Source organism: Neorhizobium petrolearium (assembly GCF_029854435.1).
GTDB classification, from domain to species: Bacteria; Pseudomonadota; Alphaproteobacteria; order Rhizobiales; family Rhizobiaceae; genus Neorhizobium; species Neorhizobium petrolearium.
Genome location: NZ_CP123001.1, coordinates 798,472 through 816,152 on the forward strand (window position 1 = coordinate 798,472; position 17,681 = coordinate 816,152).

A 17,681-nucleotide genomic window follows, 5' to 3' on the forward strand; every position below is an offset into this window, starting at 1 on the left:
CAGACAGGATAACGTCAGACACGGGCGCCCGACCTCGAGGTTTTGGCCCCCACCCGTTCCATGCAGACACGGGATTCGGCGTCCTGGCCGAACGATGTCCTGCCGAGGTTATCGGCGCCCGACCGGCACGCGGTGACCTCCTCCTTCCGGATAACGACAACGAAGCCGTCACCGGTGGCAATGCATGCAAGGCGTCTGCCCTGTCGGCGCGATGCGCGTGGAACAGCGGGATATCCGATGTCTGAAGGGAAGCAGCGCTACTACGTGTCCAGCGCGGTGATCGTGATGAAGCCGCAGGACCAGGAAGGCGTTCGCCGGGCAATATCCGAGATGAGCGGTGTCGAGGTCCACGGCGTTCAGGACGGCAAGATGGTTGTCGTCATCGAAGGTTACAGCAGCGGCCAGCTGGGTGCGGCTTTGTCGGCAATCTCGGCGATTGACGGCGTGGTCGCCGCGAACATGGTTTTTGAACATTCCGAAGAGCAAGAGGGTATCGCAGATGAAGGGAGAACTGACGCGGCGTGATCTCATCAAGGCGCATGCGGCAGGCATTGCCGCTGCGACCGCGGGGATCGTCCTGCCGGCAGCCGCTCAACCTGTTCCGGGCGGCGTGGAGGCGCTGGAGATCAAATGGTCCAAGGCGCCCTGTCGTTTCTGCGGAACGGGCTGTGGCGTCATGGTCGGCGTCAAGGAGGGCCAGGTTGTCGCCACCCATGGCGACATGCAGGCGGAGGTCAATCGCGGCCTGAACTGTATCAAGGGTTACTTCCTCTCCAAGATCATGTATGGCGAGGACCGGCTTACCCAGCCCTTGCTGCGCAAGCGGAACGGCCAATACGCCAAGGACGGCGAATTCGAGCCTGTCAGCTGGGACGAGGCCTTCGACGTGATGGCTGAGCAGTGCAAGAGGGTGCTGAAGGAAAAGGGGCCGACCGCTGTCGGAATGTTCGGCTCCGGCCAATGGACCATCTTCGAAGGTTATGCCGCGACCAAGCTGATGCGGGCGGGGTTCCGCTCCAACAATCTCGACCCCAACGCCCGGCACTGTATGGCGTCCGCGGCCTATGCGTTCATGCGCACCTTCGGCATGGACGAGCCGATGGGCTGTTATGACGATTTCGAAAACGCAGATGCCTTTGTGCTCTGGGGTTCGAACATGGCGGAGATGCATCCGATTCTCTGGACGCGTGTGGCGGACCGGCGGCTCGGCCACGGCCATGTCAAGGTTGCCGTGCTTTCCACCTTCACCCATCGCAGCATGGATCTCGCCGACATACCGATCATCTTCACGCCCGGGACGGATCTCGCCATCCTGAACTACATCGCAAACCACATCATCACCAGCGGCAAGGTCAACGAGGAGTTCGTCCGCAACCATACGACCTTCATGAAAGGCGTGGACAATATCGGCTATGGCCTGCGCCCAGAGGACCCGCTGGAACTCAAGGCCACCAATGCCGGTGATCCGACCAAGACGGAGCCGATCGATTTCGACGCCTTCAAGAAATTCGTTTCCGACTACACGCTCGAAAAGACCGCCGAACTGACCGGGGCCGATCCCGGCTTTCTGCAGCAGCTTGCCGAACTTTATGCCGATCCGAACCGGAAGGTCATGTCGCTCTGGACCATGGGCTTCAACCAGCATGTCCGCGGGGTGTGGGCCAACCAGATGGTCTACAATCTCCATCTGCTGACCGGCAAGATTTCCGAGCCTGGAAACAGCCCCTTCTCGCTCACCGGCCAGCCGTCCGCCTGTGGAACGGCTCGAGAAGTCGGCACCTTCGCGCATAGGCTGCCTGCCGATATGGTCGTCACCAATCCCGAGCACCGGCATCATGCGGAAGAGTTGTGGAAGCTTCCTGAAGGGCTGCTTCCCGACAAGCCGGGTTATCATGCCGTCCAGCAGGACCGAATGTTGAAGGACGGCAAGCTCAGCTTCTATTGGGTGCAGGTCAACAACAATGTCCAGGCAGCCCCGAATACCAAGAACGAGACCTATCAGGGTTACCGCAACCCGGACAATTTCATCGTCGTCTCCGATGCCTATCCGACGATCACGGCGATGTCGGCCGACCTCATTTTGCCCGCCGCCATGTGGGTGGAGAAGGAGGGAGCCTATGGCAATGCCGAGCGCCGCACCCATGTCTGGCACCAACTGGTGCAGGCTCCGGGCGATGCGCGGTCCGATCTTTGGCAGATAGCGGAGTTTTCAAAGCGCTTCACCACCGACGAGGTTTGGCCCGCGGATATATTGGACAAGCACCCTGATTATCGTGGCAAAACACTGTTCGAGGTGCTGTTCCAGAACGGACAGGTCGACCGGTTCCCGCTGAGCGAGATCGACCCGGACTATGCGAACAACGAGGCCAAGGATTTCGGCTTCTACATACAGAAAGGGCTGTTCGAGGAATATGCCTCGTTCGGGCGCGGTCACGGTCATGATCTCGCGCCCTATGACCGCTACCATCAGGAACGAGGCCTGCGCTGGCCCGTCGTCAACGGGCAGGAGACCAAGTGGCGCTATCGGGAGGGCTACGATCCTTATGTGAAGCCGGGCGAGGGCGTACGCTTCTACGGGCGACCGGACGGCAAAGCCGTGATCCTTGCCGTTCCCTATGAGCCGCCCGCCGAGTCCCCCGATGGTGAATATGATTTCTGGTTGGTGACCGGCCGCGTGCTCGAACATTGGCATTCCGGATCCATGACCATGCGCGTGCCGGAATTGTACAGGGCTTTCCCCGGCGCCCGCTGCTTCATGAATGCCGACGATGCCCGAAAGCGGGGCATCAATCAGGGTGCCGAAATCAGGATCGTCTCCCGGCGCGGTGAAATCCGGTCCCGGGTGGAAACCCGCGGGCGCAACCGCATGCCGCCGGGCGTGATCTTCGTGCCCTGGTTCGATGCCAGCCAGTTGATCAACAAGGTCACGCTTGACGCCACCGATCCCATCTCCAAACAGACGGATTTCAAGAAATGCGCAGTCAAGATCGTTCCAGCCGTCTGAGCTTTGGTTCCTTTCGAATCGTAGCCACGGCCTTTGCGGTCGCGTTCATGGCGACGCTTGCCGCAGCCCAGATGGTCCCGCAATTGTCGGGCCCGCCGCAGGCCATGGAGACGGTGCCCGCCCGCCCGATGCCCAAGTGGAACGTGGATGACATACGCAAGATGCGGGCATACCCCGATCAGCCTCCGGTCATTCCGCACTCGATCGAAGGCTATCAGTTGTCGGTCAACACGAACCGCTGTCTTTCCTGTCACAGGCGGGAGTTCACGGAAGGGGCGGGCGCACCGATGATCAGCGTCACCCACTACATGACGCGGGAGGGACAGATGCTCGCGGACGTTTCGCCGCGCCGCTATTTCTGCACGGCCTGCCATGTTCCGCAGGCGGAAGTGAATCCGCTCGTCGGCAACACGTTCCGGGACATGAGCCAGATGGGTGTCGAGCATCTGGGGGGCAAATAGGGTGATGGGACGGATAAAAAATCTTGCGGCGTGGATATGGAAGATCCTCAGCACGCCGGCGGGCACTCTGAGCCTTGCCTTCCTGACGCTTGGCGGTTTCGTCGGCGGGGTGATCTTCTGGGGCGCGTTCAATACCGCGCTGGAGCTGACCAATACGGAGAAGTTCTGTACCGGATGTCACGAGATGCAGGCGAACGTCTACGAGGAACTGACACGGACGATCCATTTCTCCAACCGGTCCGGCGTGCGCGCCTCCTGTCCCGATTGCCATGTGCCGCACGAGTGGACCGACAAGATTGCCCGCAAGATGCAGGCTTCCAAGGAGGTCTGGGGCAAGATCTTCGGCACCATCAACACGCGCCAGAAATTCCTCGACGAACGTCTGCGGCTTGCGCAGCACGAATGGGCGCGGCTGAAGTCCAACGACAGCCTCGAGTGCCGCAACTGCCATTCTTCGATAGCCATGGACCTTTCGAAGCAGACCGAACGCGCCGCGGATATCCACACGCGATATCTCCTGAGCGGGAGGGCGACCTGCATAGACTGCCACAAAGGCATCGCTCACGAATTGCCGAACATGCAAGGCGTCAACCCGGGATGGCAGATGCCAAAGGAACTGGAAGGCGAAGTCCTTCCCAGCGCTTCAGCGGTGGATGACCTGCGGCGGGCGATGGATCAAGCCCACTCCGGCCTGGTAAGCATTGAATGAGTGAAAAGGGCCTGGTTCGTCTGCGCTCTGAGCGCCGAGCGGACCCCCTTTCAAATTGGATACCTGTTAAGAAGCGACGGCGTATCTTCAGTGCTTCAGCGCCTGTTCCAGACACCGCACCAATTGATCGAAGTCGACTGGCTTGCCGAGAAAGGCAAAAGCGCCGCCGTCAATCGCAGCCGCCCGCGTTCGTTCGTCGCGGTAGGACGTCATGAAAATCATCGGCGGCTTGGGCGCATTCTGCGAATTCAGCACCGCCTGCAATTCGATGCCGCTCAGGCCTGGCATTTTGACATCCACGAGCATGCAATCGATCGCCGCGCGATCATCATCGGCGAGGAAAGCTTCCGCCGAGCTAAACAGTCGGCTCCTGTAGCCGCATGACAAAACGAGATCGTCAAGGGCTTCGCGGATCGACTGATCGTCGTCAACGATTGCTATGACTGGTTTTCTGGACAATTTTTCGGGCCTTGCGACATCAATTCAACTGCCCATCGTATACGACTTACAGAAAGGGCCTTGTACCATACAAGTGTCTAGGTTTCTGAATTCAAAGCCCCAGCAACTCGGCCTTGCGCACCAGATCCGCCACCGAGCGCGCCTCCATCTTGCGCATCACATTGCCGCGATGGAGCTTGACCGTGATCTCGCTGATGCCAAGGCTGAAGGCGATCTGTTTGTTCATCAGGCCCTTGACCACGGCCGCCATAACCTCATGTTCGCGGGGCGTCAATGTACTGGCCAGCTTTGCGACAGCATCATTGGCCGCAGATTGCAGGCGGACTTCCCGGTCCTTCTGGAACGCCGCCGCAACGGCATCAAGAATGTCCTGGTCCCGGAACGGTTTGGCGAGGAAATCGACCGCGCCGGCTTTCATTGCGCGCACGCTCATCGGTATGTCGCCATGGCCGGTCATGAAAATGATCGGCATCTGGTTCCCGAGCTTTTCCAGATGAAGCTGGAAATCCAGGCCATTGGCGCCAGGCAATCTCACGTCGAGCAGGATACAGCCTGGTCGTTTGAGATCGGCATTATCGAGCAGGTCCTGCGCGCTTTCAAAGGATGTCGCATCCGTGCGGGTCGAGAGGAAAAGATCGACCAGCGCTTCGCGTATCGAGGGGTCGTCATCAACGATGTAAACGACGGGTGTGTTGTTTGCCGGGGCTTTTGCAGACTTCTTTGCGTCATTCATCGAGGGCCTCGATCGGTACGATCATTTCGAACAGCGCGCCGCCTTCGGCGTGATTGCTGGCGGTCAGGGTGCCGCCACGGGCTTCCAGCATACTGCGGCAGATGGCAAGGCCCATGCCGAGGCCGGTGTCCTTGGTGGTGTGAAACGGCCTGAACAATTTCGCGACGATGTCCGCGCTGAGGCCAGGGCCGCTGTCATGAATGCGCACTGCCACACTTTCCGCAGCAGCCGGTTCGATGGAGACCGAAATCCGCCGCAGCTCGTCCGGCGTCTCGCCCATGGCCTGGATGGCATTCGTGATAAGGTTGATCAACACTTGTTGCAGTTCGATCCGGACGGCACTGACGGGAGATATGTTGGATGCCGCGCGGGTCTCGAACATGATCCGGTTCCTGGCAAGCTCGCCCTCCATCAGCGCACGCGTCTCGGTGACCAGATCGACCAGCGACACCGGCTCACGAACCGGCGTCCGCTTGCCGAGCATGGACCGCGTGCTCTGGATGATGTCGCTGGCGCGCTGGCTGTCGCGCGCGATGCGTTCGGCCGAGCGGGCAACGGCATCGAGATCCGGCGGGTCACGATCGAGCCAGCGCAACAGGGTCTGGGCGTTGACCACCAGCGCAGCGAGCGGCTGGTTGAGTTCGTGGGCGAGTGACGCCGACAGCGCGCCGACGGTTGCCGCGCGCGATGCCAAAGCCAGTTCCGCCTGAGCCTCGAACAGTGCCTTCTGGGCCAGTTCGCGCTCGGTAACGTCGAGCATGCCGACGATAACGCGGTTGAAATTGGCGGGGTCTTCCGGGAAGCCGACCGTCAGCAGCACATGCTTGTGGGCGCCATCGCTGGTGATGATGCTGCCCTTGCCCTCAAAATGTGTTTCATTGTTAAAAATTGCCACGATGAGGTCAAGAAAGGTCGCATCATTCTGGGCGATGAAGCGGCGCATCGAACTGGCATTTTCGCCTCTCACATTGCCGAGCAGTTCGAGTGCCGCCGCGTTGGCGGCGACTGTCGGGATGCGGGCGATACATTGCTCGAGAAAATCGGGATTCTCCCGGGCATGAGCGCCGAGGTCTTCGACGCCATCGGCCTTGAGCGCCATCAGCATGGCCCGGACCTGCGAATAGTCGCGCTCCCAGAGAGCGACGCGGCTCTGCTCGAAAATCGTTCGGTAGCGTTCTTCGCTGCTCTGCAGGGCCATGTTAAATTTTATCAGGTCCAGGCGGGCGCGCTGATTGCGGATGATCAATGCGCAGGTGATCAGCATCGCGGCGACCGCCACTGTCAGACGCAGTGTTGCGGCGAGGTCGGCTTGCAGCCCATGGGCAACTGCATAGGAGAATGCTGCCAGGCCGATGCACATCGCCGTCAGCAGCAGCGTTCCCTTTTCCGTCAGGGTTTCTGCCGACAGAAGCAACGTGATGACATAGAGGGTCGCCAGCGCGCTATGGATGTCGGTGAAAGTGTCGAGATAGAAAACCGTCGCTGTAAGGACAACAGCGAACGAAAGAATGCCGATCTCATGGCGTGCCGGCAGACGCCGTTTCGGGTTCACAAGAGCGAGCGATCGCAATGCTTTCCCCCACTTGGATTTCAATGGCACCATCAAGCCATTCCGGTCGATAAAAAGCAAACGCAATGTCGAATATTGCCATGCAAACTCAATCTCATACGTCCTTAAAAGAAAGGCCATCCCAGGTGGCTGGGATGGCCTTAACCGGATCGCGACATCCGAGGTTCAGGGGAGGGGATGCCTGAACCGTCAGGGCCATGGTGCCCAGCCTGTCTTCTTGGGAGGGGATCGAAGACGCATCATGTGTAGCTTCAGCGGTCGCCTGGCGAAACTATACCAAGGTGTGGGTTCGCCTAGCCAAGCATTGGATACTGTGGTCTGGCGTCGTCGTCTAAAAAGTCTCCAACAGCCTGCACACCCCCAATGGAGACAGTCATGGACCGCACGCTTACTGAGAAACACCGCAAGTCACCGCTCGCAACGCCGACAACTCTGAGCTCTAATGCAACAACGGATATCGCCGGTGCATTGACCGCGCTGCTGGCGGATGTCTTTGCGCTCTATCTCAAAACCAAGAATTTTCATTGGCATATGAGTGGGCCGCATTTCCGCGACTATCACCTGATGCTCGATGAGCAGGGTGAGCAGATCTTTGCGATGACCGACGACGTCGCCGAGCGGGCTCGCAAGATCGGCGGCACCACACTTCGCTCGATCGGCCATATTTCCAAGGTGCAGCGGCTCCTGGACAATGACGCCGATTTCGTGACCCCGGCGGATATGCTGGCCGAGCTCCGCGACGACAACCTCACACTGGTCTCGCTGATGAAGGCGGCACACGATCTTTGCGATGAACATGGCGACATCGCCACGGCGAGCCTGATCGAAAACTGGGTGGACGAGGCCGAGCGTCGTGCCTGGTTCCTGTTCGAAAGCACTCGTGGCGCCGAATGAGCGCCCGGATTTCGGACAAGCCGATGACATATGAATTTTCTCTCTCGCGCCGGCAGGTCCTGCTGACCGGCACCACCCTTTCTCTGGCTTTGGCCATGCCGGCCCTGGCTTCGGAAAAGAAGACCTCCCCCAACCCAGAAGGAATTGAACCCATGACCCATAATTTCGTGACCACCAAGGACGGCGTTGAAATCTTTTACAAGGACTGGGGTCCGAAGGACGCGCAGCCGATCGTTTTTCACCATGGCTGGCCCCTGTCGTCCGACGACTGGGATGCCCAGATGCTATTCTTCGTCAATCAGGGCTACCGTGTCGTGGCCCATGACCGCCGCGGCCATGGCCGCTCGGCCCAGGTCAGCGACGGTCATGACATGGACCATTACGCCGCCGATGCGGCTGCCGTTTTCGAGCATCTCGACCTTCGCAATGCCGTGCATATCGGCCATTCGACCGGCGGCGGCGAGGTTGCGCGCTATGTCGCCCGGCATGGCCAGCCGCAGGGGCGCGTTGCCAAGGCGGTTCTTGTCAGCGCCGTTCCGCCCCTGATGCTGAAGACGGCTGCCAATCCTGACGGCACACCGATCGAAGTGTTCAATGGTTTTCGCGCAGCGCTCGCCGCCAATCGCGCCCAGTTCTACATCGATGTTGCCGCCGGCCCGTTCTATGGCTTCAACCGGGAGGGCGCAAAGATCTCGCAAGGGGTGATCAACAACTGGTGGCGCCAGGGCATGATGGGCAGCGCCAAGGCCCATTATGAGGGGATCAAGGCCTTCTCTGAGACCGATCAGACCGAAGACCTGAAGGCGATTACCGTCCCCACGCTGGTGACCCAGGGTGATGACGACCAGGTCGTGCCTTACAAGGCAGCCGTGGAGCTTCAAGCCAAGCTCATCAAGAACAGCACACTGAAAATCTACAAGGGCTTTCCGCACGGGATGCTGACCACGCACGCCGACGTGATCAATCCGGACCTGTTGGCCTTCGTCAAGGCATGACGCAGAGGTTTGGCCGCGGCGGAATACCGCCGCGGCCATCTCGAACCGCCAGCCGCCCGCACGCTACCGCATCGGACGTGGTGTTGGCGAGCGTCCCGTCCGCCGGCTTAGCGCATGCGATTGCTTAGCCGAGCATCACCATATGAGCCGCGACCTGCTCCTCGAAGAATTTCGAAAACGAGGCGATGCGGGGCGGTAGTGCCTGATAGGGGGGATAATAAAGCGTCAGCCACAGATCCGGCGGCGCCCAGCCGCGCATGACGTGGACCAGCCGTCCCGTTCTCAAGTGTTCCGCGATGTGAAATCCCGGCAGCATGGCAACACCGGCGCCATCGGCGGCCATGTCAGCAAGAATTTCGCCATTGTTGGCGCTGAACGCCCGACCGGCCGAGATTGTCATACTCGATCCACCATCCGACAGCACCCAGTTTTCCCGGCGGCTCTCGCCGCTATAGGCAAGGCAATCGTCGGGTGTCAGCTCGCTCGGATGCTGCATATCGACGAACCGGCTTCCAGGTGCCGCGACGAGAATGCGCGGCACGACGCGGATCTTTCGCCAGATCGTGAATTTGTCCGATGGTTGGGACGAGATGCGGATTGCCAGATCGTAATCGTCATCAACGATGTTTACGAACCCGTCTGACAGGGAGATCTCGAAGCTCATCTTCGGATAAAGCTGCCGAAAGCCGGAAAGGATTGGCGGCAGCACTGCCTTGCCGAACCAGGTCGGAGCGCTGATCCTCAGACGGCCCTGGTCCGCCTTATGGGCATTTCGGACGTCCTTGCGGGCGGTTTCAAGTGCCTCGACCGCCGGCTGGATCTGCGCGGCAAAAACAGCCCCATCGGTCGTCAGCGATACCTGGCGCGTCGTGCGAACGAACAGCTGGACACCAAGATCGTCCTCCAGGGCTGCGATTGCTCTCGTCACGGCGGCCGGGGTCATGTCGAGTTCGCGGGCGACCTGCGCAAAATTGCGCTTCTCGGCGGCCAGCAAAAAGGTTTTCAGGACTTTATAGTCGTTCATATCGATTATTGCAAAAATGGAAATTCATTCGACAGGAATATTGCAATTCCGCGGCGCAATCAATCCGATTACACCTTTGTCCAACGAAACGGACATCGGCAGCGCAGAAAGGCACGGGCCATGATCAAGGACATCAAGGGACTGCATCACATCACTTCGATGGCGTCAGATGCACAGCAGAACAACAGGTTCTTCACCGATACTCTCGGCCTTCGGCGGGTGAAGAAAACCGTCAACTTCGACGAGCCGAGCGTCTACCATCTCTATTATGGTGACGAAAAGGGCACGCCCGGCACCGTCATGACCTATTTCCCCTTTCCCAACATGATGCCGGGTCGCCCGGGCGTCGGCGAAGTCGGCGAAACCCAGTTTTCCGTTCCCAAAGGGTCGCTTTCTTTCTGGAGCGAGCGCTTTGCCGCCCAAGGCGTCGGCGGGGTCGAGGCAGATACCGTGTTCGGCGCCAATCGCCTGCGCTTCATCGGTCCTGATGGTGATGGTTTCGCTCTCGTTGAGACCGCTGATGACACCCGACCGGCCTGGGTCGGGGAGGGTATTTCGGAAGAGGTTGCCATTCGCGGCTTCACGGGTGCCCGCTTCAACCTGCACGATACGGCTGCGACCGAAGAACTTCTTCGCTTCATGGGCTATGCACGAACTGAGGCCGAGGGCAACGTCACCCGCTTCATTATTCCCGGAGGCAACGGGGCAGACAGGATCGACCTTGCCGCGCTTCCGAACACGCCGTTTGCCCGCCAGGGTGCCGGCTCTGTCCACCATATCGCTTTCGCCGTCGAAACCCGCGAGAAGCAACTCGAGGTGAGGAAGGCGCTGATGGATACCGGTTACCAGGTGACCCCGGTCATCGATCGCGATTATTTCTGGGCAATCTACTTCCGCACGCCGGGCGGCATCCTGTTCGAGATCGCCACCAACGAACCCGGTTTCGACCGGGACGAGGATACCGCGCATCTTGGCGAGGCACTCAAGCTGCCGAGCCGCTACGAAAGTTTCCGCGCTCAGATCGAAGCTAGCCTCGTTCCGATTGCGGCGTAAGATCGAGGTTTCGAACCTCATCAAGACAGAACTTTACCTTTCGACACGGCTGCCTGGCGCAGGCAGCCGACCGCCGAAGGCATCTCAAATCCAACCGCCGCTGATCGGCACCACACATCAAAAAGGAGAACCACAATGTCGAAGCTCGAAGTCCTCACCCCGGCCAACAGCCAGCTCATCTTCATCGACCAGCAGCCGCAGATGGCTTTTGGTGTTCAGTCGATCGACCGCCAGACGTTGAAGAACAACGTCGTCGGCCTCGCCAAGGCCGCCAGGATCTTCAACGTTCCGACGACGATCACCACGGTCGAGACCGAAAGCTTCTCCGGTAACACCTTTCCGGAACTGCTGGCGGTCTACCCGGAGAACGACATTCTCGAACGTACCTCGATGAACTCCTGGGACGACCAGAACGTCCGCGATGCGCTGGCGAAGAATGCCGCTGACGGCCGTAAGAAGATCGTCGTTTCTGGCCTGTGGACGGAAGTCTGCAATACGACCTTCGCGCTTTCCGCTCTCCACGATGTCCCGGATTACGAAATCTACATGGTCGCCGACGCTTCAGGCGGCACCTCGCTCGACGCCCACAAATACGCGATGGATCGCATGGTGCAGGCCGGCGTCATCCCTGTCACCTGGCAGCAGGTCCTGCTCGAATGGCAGCGCGACTGGGCCCGCAAGGAAACCTACGATGCCGTTACCACCTTGGTGAAGGAGCATTCGGGCGCCTACGGCATGGGCATCGATTACGCCTACACCATGGTTCACGGGGCGGAAGAACGCGTCAAGCACGGCAAGCGCATCGGCCCGAACCCCGCCAAATAAGGACCCGAGCAGACCGCTCCGATAATCCCGTCGGAGCGGTCTTTCCGTAATCGTGGAGGATATCCCATGAAAGTCTATTTCTTCTCTCTCGGTGCAGGCCTGCTTGTCGGCATCGTCTATAGCCTCTTAAACGTCCGCTCGCCTGCACCACCGGTCATCGCTCTCGTGGGTCTCCTCGGCATTCTCGTTGGCGAGCAGATCCTCCCGCTTGCAAAGACGCTCTGGAGCAAGGAGCCCGCCGCCGTCTCGTGGCTCCACCAGATCAAGCCGCACATGTTTGGTCACCTTCCCAAGGGTCGCGACCGTATTGATGTTGCTCACCGCGCGGATGCCCGGGTAGAGGAGCGGAGCTGATGGCGACACGTCGAACTTTTCTCGGAGGGGCGTCGAGTTTGGCGTTTTCGAACCTCTTCTCAACGGCGAAAGCCGCCGATCCCAACCAGACTGGAGTAGACACCATGCATCCCGACCTGATCCTGCACAACGGCCGCTTCACGACCCTTGACCGCACGAACCCGAACGCGACCGCGGTCGCCATCAAGGACGGACTGTTTCTGGAGGTCGGCTCCGATAGCGAGATCATGGCTCTAGCCGGATCCGACACGAAGATTGTTGACCTCAAAGGCAAGCGTGTCCTGCCCGGCCTGATCGACAACCACACCCACGTCGTCCGTGGCGGCCTGAACTACAATATGGAACTCCGCTGGGACGGCGTACGCTCGCTTGCCGATGCCATGGATATGCTCAAACGCCAGGTGGCGAATACGCCCGCGCCGCAATGGGTGCGCGTCGTCGGCGGTTTTAGCGAACACCAGTTCGTCGAAAAACGCCTGCCGACCGTCGAGGAGATTAATGCGATCGCGCCAGATACGCCGGTCTTTCTCCTGCATCTCTACGACCGCGCACTTTTAAACGGCGCTGCTCTGAGAGCCGTCGGATATACCCGCGACACACCGAATCCGCCGGGCGGCGAGATCACCCGTGATGCCAACGGGAATCCGACGGGCATGCTGCTGGCAAAGCCGAATGCTGGCATCCTCTATTCGACGCTTGCCAAGGGACCCAAGCTACCCTTTGACTATCAGGTCAATTCCACCCGACACTTCATGCGTGAACTCAACCGGTTGGGTGTGACCGGCGTCATCGATGCCGGCGGCGGTTTCCAGAACTATCCGGACGATTACGAGGTGATCCGGAAGCTCGCTGACGACGGTCAGATGACGGTTCGGCTTGCCTACAACCTTTTTACCCAGAAGCCCAAGCAGGAGAAAGAGGACTTCCTCAACTGGACGAGCTCGGTCAAATACAAGCAGGGCACCGACTATTTCCGGCATAATGGCGCCGGTGAGATGCTGGTCTTTTCCGCGGCCGACTTCGAGGACTTCCGTCAGCCTCGTCCCGACATGCCGCCGGAGATGGAAGGCGAGCTGGAAGAAGTCGTCCGCGTGCTTGCCGAAAACCGCTGGCCCTGGCGCCTGCATGCCACCTATGACGAGACCATCTCCCGCGCCCTCCACGTCTTCGAGAAGGTCAACAAGGACATTCCGCTCGAAGGACTGAACTGGTTCTTCGACCATGCTGAAACCATCTCCGAGCGTTCGATCGATCGTATTGCGGCGCTTGGCGGCGGTATCGCCACCCAGCATCGCATGGCCTATCAGGGCGAATATTTCGTCGAGCGTTATGGCCATGGCGTGGCGGAAGCGACACCCCCGATCGCGCGTATGCTGGAGAAGGGCGTGAAGGTCTCCGCCGGCACCGATGCGACCCGCGTCGCCTCCTACAATCCGTGGGTGTCGCTGTCGTGGATGATCACCGGCAAGACCGTCGGCGGCATGCAGCTCTACCCGCGCGCCAATTGCCTCGACCGCGAGACGGCGCTCAGGATGTGGACGGAAAAGGTCACCTGGTTCTCCAACGAGGAAGGCAAGAAGGGCCGTATCGAAAAGGGCCAGTTCGCTGACCTGATCGTGCCGGATAAGGACTTCTTCTCCTGCGCCGAGGACGAGATCTCCTTCCTGACTTCGGAACTCACCATGGTCGGCGGCCGGATCGTTTATGGTGCCGGCGACTTCAAGGCGCTCGACGAGAACGACCTGCCGCCTGCCATGCCGGACTGGTCGCCGGTGCGCAAGTTCGGCGGATATGCGGCCTGGGGCGAGCCGGAAGGCGCTGGCCGCAATTCGCTGCGCCGGACTGCCATCGCGTCGTGCAGTTGCGCCAGCAATTGCGGCGTTCATGGTCACGATCATGCCGGCGCCTGGACGTCCAAGCTGCCGATCGCGGACCTCAAGGGCTTCTTCGGCGCACTCGGCTGCTCATGCTGGGCAGTTTGAGTTCGGCTGGTCATTAACGACGACACCGGATGGGCAGCGTCTATCAGTCCCCATCCGGTTTCACGCCTACATCCTATCTATTGCGAAAAGCGCAATTAAATCAAAACAATTGATGCAATTGTTGGCGTGAATGGTTCCCGCCAATATCGCTCCATCAGAAAACGCAGCGCCGCCCTTACAGCGGCCAATATTGTCGGAGCCAACAATGACTGATCAGTGTCCTTCCACAGCGCGCCGCAAGACATTTCTTGCAGAAATCGTCGCGGCGCCCGTCACTCGGACTGCAGCACTTCTTGCACTCTGCGCCGCCTACATCCAAGGGCCGCTCACCAAGATCTTCGATTTCAACGGAGCACTGGCCGAGATGGAGCATTTCGGCCTTCATCCGGCAGCCGCATTTGCTGTTGTTGTCATCGTATTTGAGCTCACGGCCTCCGCGATGGTGGTCTCCGGCTTCCTGCGCTGGGTTGGCGCTCTGGGGCTCGCTGGTTTCACTCTCCTGGCGACGCTCATTGCCCTTCGTTTCTGGGAGCTTCCGCCCGGCATGGACCGCATGATGGCGACCAACGCTTTCTTTGAACATCTGGGCCTCGCCGGTGCATTCGTCATTGTTGCCGCAATCGATCTAACGAAGGGAGAAGGCAAATGAGCACCGCAAAAACGCCAGCGAGCAGCTTCGCTCCCCTTGCGCAGCCGGTCTTCGCAGTCCTCTGGGCCGCCACGGTTCTCGGCAATACCGGCAGTTTCATGCGCGATGTCGCGAGCGCGTGGCTGATGACGGACCTGTCCGCTTCGCCGGCAGCCGTCGCCATGGTTCAGGCTGCAGGGACGCTGCCGATCTTCCTGCTCGCCATCCCGGCCGGGGTGCTGACCGATATCCTCGATCGCCGCAAATTCCTGATCGCGGTCCAGCTTCTGCTTGCGTCCGTCAGCATCAGTCTGATGGTTCTGGCGCATACGGGAATGCTTTCCGTCAGCGCCCTGATTGGACTGACTTTCCTCGGGGGCATCGGCGCTGCACTGATGGGGCCGACCTGGCAGGCAATCGTGCCTGAACTGGTCAAACGCGAGGATGTCAAAAGCGCCGTCGCACTCAACTCGCTCGGCATCAACATCGCCCGATCGATCGGCCCGGCGGCTGGTGGTTTACTACTTGCTGCCTTCGGCGCGGCCCTCACCTACGGCGCGGACGTTGCCAGCTATATCGTCGTTATTGCGGCGCTGATCTGGTGGCCGCGTGCCAAGAACGCCAACGATGCACTCGCAGAAGGCTTCTTCGGGGCCTTCCGGGCCGGCCTTCGCTACACCCGGGCCAGCCGTCCGCTGCATGTCGTCCTGCTGCGTGCTGCCATCTTCTTCGCGTTTGCGAGTGCTGTCTGGGCACTCCTGCCACTCGTCGCGCGTCAATTGCTCGGCGGAGATGCGAGCTTCTATGGCATCCTGCTTGGTTCGGTCGGGGCAGGGGCTATCGGCGGTGCATTGGTCATGCCGAAGCTGCGTGAACGTTTCGATGCAGATGGTTTGCTTCTGGGTGCGGCTGTCGTCACCGCCCTTGTAATGGGAGCCTTGTCGTTTGCCCCGCCAAAATGGTTTGCCATTGTCGTCTTGCTGTTCCTCGGCGGCGCCTGGATTACCGCGCTGACTACACTCAACGGTACAGCTCAGGCTGTGTTGCCAAACTGGGTGCGCGGCCGTGGTCTTGCCGTCTACCTGACTGTTTTCAATGGCGCGATGACGGCCGGCAGCATCGGCTGGGGCGCCGTCGGCGAAGCGGCAGGCGTACCGGGTACCTTGCTGATCGGCGCCGCCGGGTTGCTCGCCGCAGGTTTCATCATGCATCGCCTGAAACTGCCTGCAGGCGACGCGGATATGGTACCGTCAAATCATTGGCCCGAGCCGCTCGTGGCAGAACCGGTGGCCCATGACCGCGGCCCGGTCCTGATACTCATCGAGTACCATGTCGAAAAGCATCACCGCACCGCTTTCCTGCATGCATTAGACGAACTCTCCCAGGAACGTCGGCGCGACGGAGCGTATGGCTGGGGCGTGACCGAGGACTCTGCTGATCCGGAAAGAATGGTCGAATGGTTCATGGTGGAATCTTGGGCGGAGCATCTTCGTCAGCACAAACGGGTCTCCAATGCAGATGCAGACCTGCAAGGCAAGGTACTGGCCTATCATACAGGCCCGGAGAAGCCGGTGGTTAGGCACTTCCTGACGATCAACAGGCCCGGCAAAGCTTGATCGAAGACCGCAATCCGCAGCACGGAGAGGGGCGCAAATGCCCCTCGGATTAGGCAAAGCAAGCCAGGCCCTTGTTGGTCGACCGAAGGCCAACAGTTCGCTTGATCGCTCTACTGTTGTTTCATTCCCCCGCGATGGCGGCTCTCGTTATCCTATGGTTTCTCCATCCCAGCCAGACCAGGGCGAGTGTCAGATCCTTCGGTGCGCGCCTCGTTGAGACGGCGCGGCAAATGTGTCCTCTGCAGCCTGACGAACGAGGCGGAGGTGGTGGGGCTCATCGAGGCGCTGGGGCGCAACTTGCCGGCCTCGTGCTGGAATTGCCCTAGAACCGCAAGGCGAGGCTCAAAATGGGCCCCTGCTGGACGACGTCGAAAACGAACCCGTCATCGCTATAGTCCACACCTGCCGCCCGATATCCCGCGATCACCGAGAGTCTCTCGTTGAAATTGTAGCCGAGGGCCAATGCGACGTCCCAATCGAGATCGGCTCCGCCTCCTCCGACAAGGCCCCAACCGGTTATGTAGATTTCGGGCGTTATCGAATAGCGTCCGCGAATGCCGGCTAGTCCATCCACCCAGGTTGCGCTATCACTGCGCTCCACGCCGTCAAGGAGGCCGCCACTAAACGAAATCGTGGTATCGACGGACCATACCTTGATACCGGCCACGATGTCGAGATAACCGGATGAATCCGCCAGAACGGAATAACCCGCGCCGACCAATCCGGTAAACATCTCCGTCGCAACCTCGACGTCCGAAGCCAATATGCCCAACGGAGTTGACGCCCCCACAGAGAGCTTCGCGTATTCGATATCTCCAATAATGCTGAAGCGATCGTATCGCGCTTCACCCGCTGCCATGGCGGCGAAATCAAGATGATCGAGGATGTCGCCAAAATCGGCGTCGATATGAACGCTTGGCAGGCTGAACTGTGCAGTGTCGCCGGAAATACTCGTGCCCCAGAAATAAGGTGCGAAAGTGAACGTCCAGCCATCCTGCGCTTCGACCATGTTGGGATCCTGCGCCAGGAGGGGTGTGACGTCGGCCGCTCGGGCCGCCGTGCCAGCCATCAGATAGCAAGCGAGAGATATTCCAAATACAAAGTAGTTTGGCAAGCTTATCTCCTTTGTTCGCGGTGATCTCCCCGGGTAAACTATTTATCTTAATTGCGAAGCGCGAATGTTTAAATGCTAATGATAATTTCTCCTGATTTCAATTGATCTTTACACGAAAAAGTCAGCTAATTTGCGTATAATACATCAAGATGAACCTGTATCATACATTGCGTGTCGCCGATAAATTTGTAGGGAATTGGTGCCGCAAATTTTCTGGCTCTCGTTGCCAAGTATCTTCATCCGGTGGACTCGCTGGTGTC

17 protein-coding genes are annotated in these 17,681 nt (G+C 59.7%); 12 read left to right on the top strand and 5 right to left on the bottom strand.

The genetic code is table 11. The features are described from left to right. Window positions 1-237 precede the first annotated feature (237 nt). From QEO92_RS30610 to QEO92_RS30625, 4 genes are read left to right on the top strand one after another with little or no spacing between them, the layout of a single operon-like run. Window positions 238-525: a chaperone NapD gene (locus QEO92_RS30610; protein WP_227705812.1), complete on the top strand. Its 288-nt coding sequence runs from the start codon at window positions 238-240 to the stop codon at window positions 523-525. Further along, window positions 500-3,004: a periplasmic nitrate reductase subunit alpha gene (gene napA, locus QEO92_RS30615; protein WP_227705813.1), complete on the top strand. Its 2,505-nt coding sequence runs from the start codon at window positions 500-502 to the stop codon at window positions 3,002-3,004. Before QEO92_RS30610 ends, napA begins: the two co-directional genes overlap by 26 nt. Continuing rightward, window positions 2,974-3,465: a nitrate reductase cytochrome c-type subunit gene (locus tag QEO92_RS30620; RefSeq protein ID WP_407722191.1), complete on the top strand. Its 492-nt coding sequence runs from the start codon at window positions 2,974-2,976 to the stop codon at window positions 3,463-3,465. The genes napA and QEO92_RS30620 overlap by 31 nt, the downstream gene beginning before the upstream one ends. 4 nt (window positions 3,466-3,469) lie before the next feature. Next, window positions 3,470-4,174 (top strand): NapC/NirT family cytochrome c, encoded by a 705-nt coding sequence (locus QEO92_RS30625; protein WP_227705814.1) that lies wholly within the window; start codon window positions 3,470-3,472, stop codon window positions 4,172-4,174. A gap of 87 nt (window positions 4,175-4,261) precedes the next feature. Here QEO92_RS30625 and QEO92_RS30630 read toward each other — a convergent pair whose 3' ends face one another. The 3 genes from QEO92_RS30630 to QEO92_RS30640 all read right to left on the bottom strand — a co-directional run bounded on the left by QEO92_RS30630 (window position 4,262) and on the right by QEO92_RS30640 (window position 6,969). After that, the gene (locus QEO92_RS30630) at window positions 4,262-4,633 is read right to left on the bottom strand and encodes a response regulator transcription factor (protein WP_037145476.1); all 372 of its coding nucleotides are present in this window, start codon (window positions 4,631-4,633) and stop codon (window positions 4,262-4,264) included. A 91-nt stretch (window positions 4,634-4,724) separates the two neighbouring features. Further along, on the bottom strand, window positions 4,725-5,366 hold the full coding sequence (locus QEO92_RS30635) for a response regulator transcription factor (RefSeq protein ID WP_227705815.1): 642 nt from the start codon (window positions 5,364-5,366) through the stop codon (window positions 4,725-4,727). Next, complete coding sequence (locus QEO92_RS30640) at window positions 5,359-6,969, bottom strand: sensor histidine kinase (protein WP_227705816.1); 1,611 nt, start codon at window positions 6,967-6,969, stop codon at window positions 5,359-5,361. Before QEO92_RS30640 ends, QEO92_RS30635 begins: the two co-directional genes overlap by 8 nt. A gap of 342 nt (window positions 6,970-7,311) precedes the next feature. Here QEO92_RS30640 and QEO92_RS30645 point away from each other — a divergent pair, with 342 nt between their 5' ends. Both QEO92_RS30645 and QEO92_RS30650 read left to right on the top strand, forming a co-directional pair. Beyond that, a complete protein-coding gene (locus QEO92_RS30645) occupies window positions 7,312-7,830 on the top strand; it encodes a Dps family protein (protein WP_037145481.1) in 519 nt (172 codons plus the stop codon). Between the two features lie 23 nt (window positions 7,831-7,853). Further along, the gene (locus tag QEO92_RS30650; RefSeq protein ID WP_037146040.1) at window positions 7,854-8,825 is read left to right on the top strand and encodes an alpha/beta fold hydrolase; all 972 of its coding nucleotides are present in this window, start codon (window positions 7,854-7,856) and stop codon (window positions 8,823-8,825) included. Window positions 8,826-8,949: 124 nt separating this feature from the next. Here the strand turns inward: QEO92_RS30650 and QEO92_RS30655 are convergent, their stop codons facing one another. Further along, complete coding sequence (locus tag QEO92_RS30655) at window positions 8,950-9,849, bottom strand: LysR family transcriptional regulator (protein WP_037145483.1); 900 nt, start codon at window positions 9,847-9,849, stop codon at window positions 8,950-8,952. 120 nt (window positions 9,850-9,969) lie between these two features. Between QEO92_RS30655 and QEO92_RS30660 the strand changes: the two genes are divergently transcribed. From QEO92_RS30660 to QEO92_RS30685, 6 genes are all read left to right on the top strand, one after another. Beyond that, complete coding sequence (locus QEO92_RS30660; RefSeq protein ID WP_227705817.1) at window positions 9,970-10,902, top strand: VOC family protein; 933 nt, start codon at window positions 9,970-9,972, stop codon at window positions 10,900-10,902. Window positions 10,903-11,037: 135 nt separating this feature from the next. Continuing rightward, window positions 11,038-11,727 carry a hydrolase gene (locus QEO92_RS30665; protein ID WP_037145487.1) on the top strand — a complete coding sequence of 230 codons (690 nt, stop codon included), beginning with the start codon at window positions 11,038-11,040 and terminating at the stop codon, window positions 11,725-11,727. Window positions 11,728-11,793: 66 nt separating this feature from the next. Further along, window positions 11,794-12,081 (top strand): XapX domain-containing protein, encoded by a 288-nt coding sequence (locus QEO92_RS30670; protein WP_037145489.1) that lies wholly within the window; start codon window positions 11,794-11,796, stop codon window positions 12,079-12,081. Then, a complete protein-coding gene (locus QEO92_RS30675; RefSeq protein WP_227705818.1) occupies window positions 12,081-14,063 on the top strand; it encodes an amidohydrolase in 1,983 nt (660 codons plus the stop codon). The genes QEO92_RS30670 and QEO92_RS30675 overlap by 1 nt, the downstream gene beginning before the upstream one ends. A gap of 205 nt (window positions 14,064-14,268) precedes the next feature. Then, complete coding sequence (locus tag QEO92_RS30680) at window positions 14,269-14,712, top strand: DoxX family protein (protein ID WP_227705819.1); 444 nt, start codon at window positions 14,269-14,271, stop codon at window positions 14,710-14,712. Further along, window positions 14,709-16,307, top strand: a complete 1,599-nt coding sequence (locus QEO92_RS30685; RefSeq protein ID WP_227705820.1) for an MFS transporter — start codon at window positions 14,709-14,711, stop codon at window positions 16,305-16,307. The genes QEO92_RS30680 and QEO92_RS30685 overlap by 4 nt, the downstream gene beginning before the upstream one ends. Before the next feature lie 322 nt (window positions 16,308-16,629). On the opposite strand, the gene QEO92_RS30690 is transcribed toward QEO92_RS30685, so the two are convergent. Beyond that, the gene (locus tag QEO92_RS30690; RefSeq protein ID WP_227705899.1) at window positions 16,630-17,376 is read right to left on the bottom strand and encodes a hypothetical protein; all 747 of its coding nucleotides are present in this window, start codon (window positions 17,374-17,376) and stop codon (window positions 16,630-16,632) included. Window positions 17,377-17,681: the final 305 nt, after the last annotated feature.

What these genes read in the sequence shown, in the direction of transcription:
- QEO92_RS30635 (WP_227705815.1), bottom strand. Translation starts at nt 5,366, where the DNA reads ATGAATGACGCAAAGAAGTCTGCAAAAGCCCCGGCAAACAACACACCC.
- QEO92_RS30660 (WP_227705817.1), top strand. Translation starts at nt 9,970, where the DNA reads ATGATCAAGGACATCAAGGGACTGCATCACATCACTTCGATGGCGTCA.
- QEO92_RS30665 (WP_037145487.1), top strand. Translation starts at nt 11,038, where the DNA reads ATGTCGAAGCTCGAAGTCCTCACCCCGGCCAACAGCCAGCTCATCTTC.
- QEO92_RS30650 (WP_037146040.1), top strand. Translation starts at nt 7,854, where the DNA reads ATGACATATGAATTTTCTCTCTCGCGCCGGCAGGTCCTGCTGACCGGC.
- QEO92_RS30610 (WP_227705812.1), top strand. Translation starts at nt 238, where the DNA reads ATGTCTGAAGGGAAGCAGCGCTACTACGTGTCCAGCGCGGTGATCGTG.
- QEO92_RS30620 (WP_407722191.1), top strand. Translation starts at nt 2,974, where the DNA reads ATGCGCAGTCAAGATCGTTCCAGCCGTCTGAGCTTTGGTTCCTTTCGA.
- QEO92_RS30690 (WP_227705899.1), bottom strand. Translation starts at nt 17,376, where the DNA reads ATGGCTGGCACGGCGGCCCGAGCGGCCGACGTCACACCCCTCCTGGCG.
- napA (WP_227705813.1), top strand. Translation starts at nt 500, where the DNA reads ATGAAGGGAGAACTGACGCGGCGTGATCTCATCAAGGCGCATGCGGCA.
- QEO92_RS30655 (WP_037145483.1), bottom strand. Translation starts at nt 9,849, where the DNA reads ATGAACGACTATAAAGTCCTGAAAACCTTTTTGCTGGCCGCCGAGAAG.
- QEO92_RS30640 (WP_227705816.1), bottom strand. Translation starts at nt 6,969, where the DNA reads ATGGTGCCATTGAAATCCAAGTGGGGGAAAGCATTGCGATCGCTCGCT.
- QEO92_RS30625 (WP_227705814.1), top strand. Translation starts at nt 3,470, where the DNA reads ATGGGACGGATAAAAAATCTTGCGGCGTGGATATGGAAGATCCTCAGC.
- QEO92_RS30680 (WP_227705819.1), top strand. Translation starts at nt 14,269, where the DNA reads ATGACTGATCAGTGTCCTTCCACAGCGCGCCGCAAGACATTTCTTGCA.
- QEO92_RS30670 (WP_037145489.1), top strand. Translation starts at nt 11,794, where the DNA reads ATGAAAGTCTATTTCTTCTCTCTCGGTGCAGGCCTGCTTGTCGGCATC.
- QEO92_RS30675 (WP_227705818.1), top strand. Translation starts at nt 12,081, where the DNA reads ATGGCGACACGTCGAACTTTTCTCGGAGGGGCGTCGAGTTTGGCGTTT.
- QEO92_RS30685 (WP_227705820.1), top strand. Translation starts at nt 14,709, where the DNA reads ATGAGCACCGCAAAAACGCCAGCGAGCAGCTTCGCTCCCCTTGCGCAG.
- QEO92_RS30645 (WP_037145481.1), top strand. Translation starts at nt 7,312, where the DNA reads ATGGACCGCACGCTTACTGAGAAACACCGCAAGTCACCGCTCGCAACG.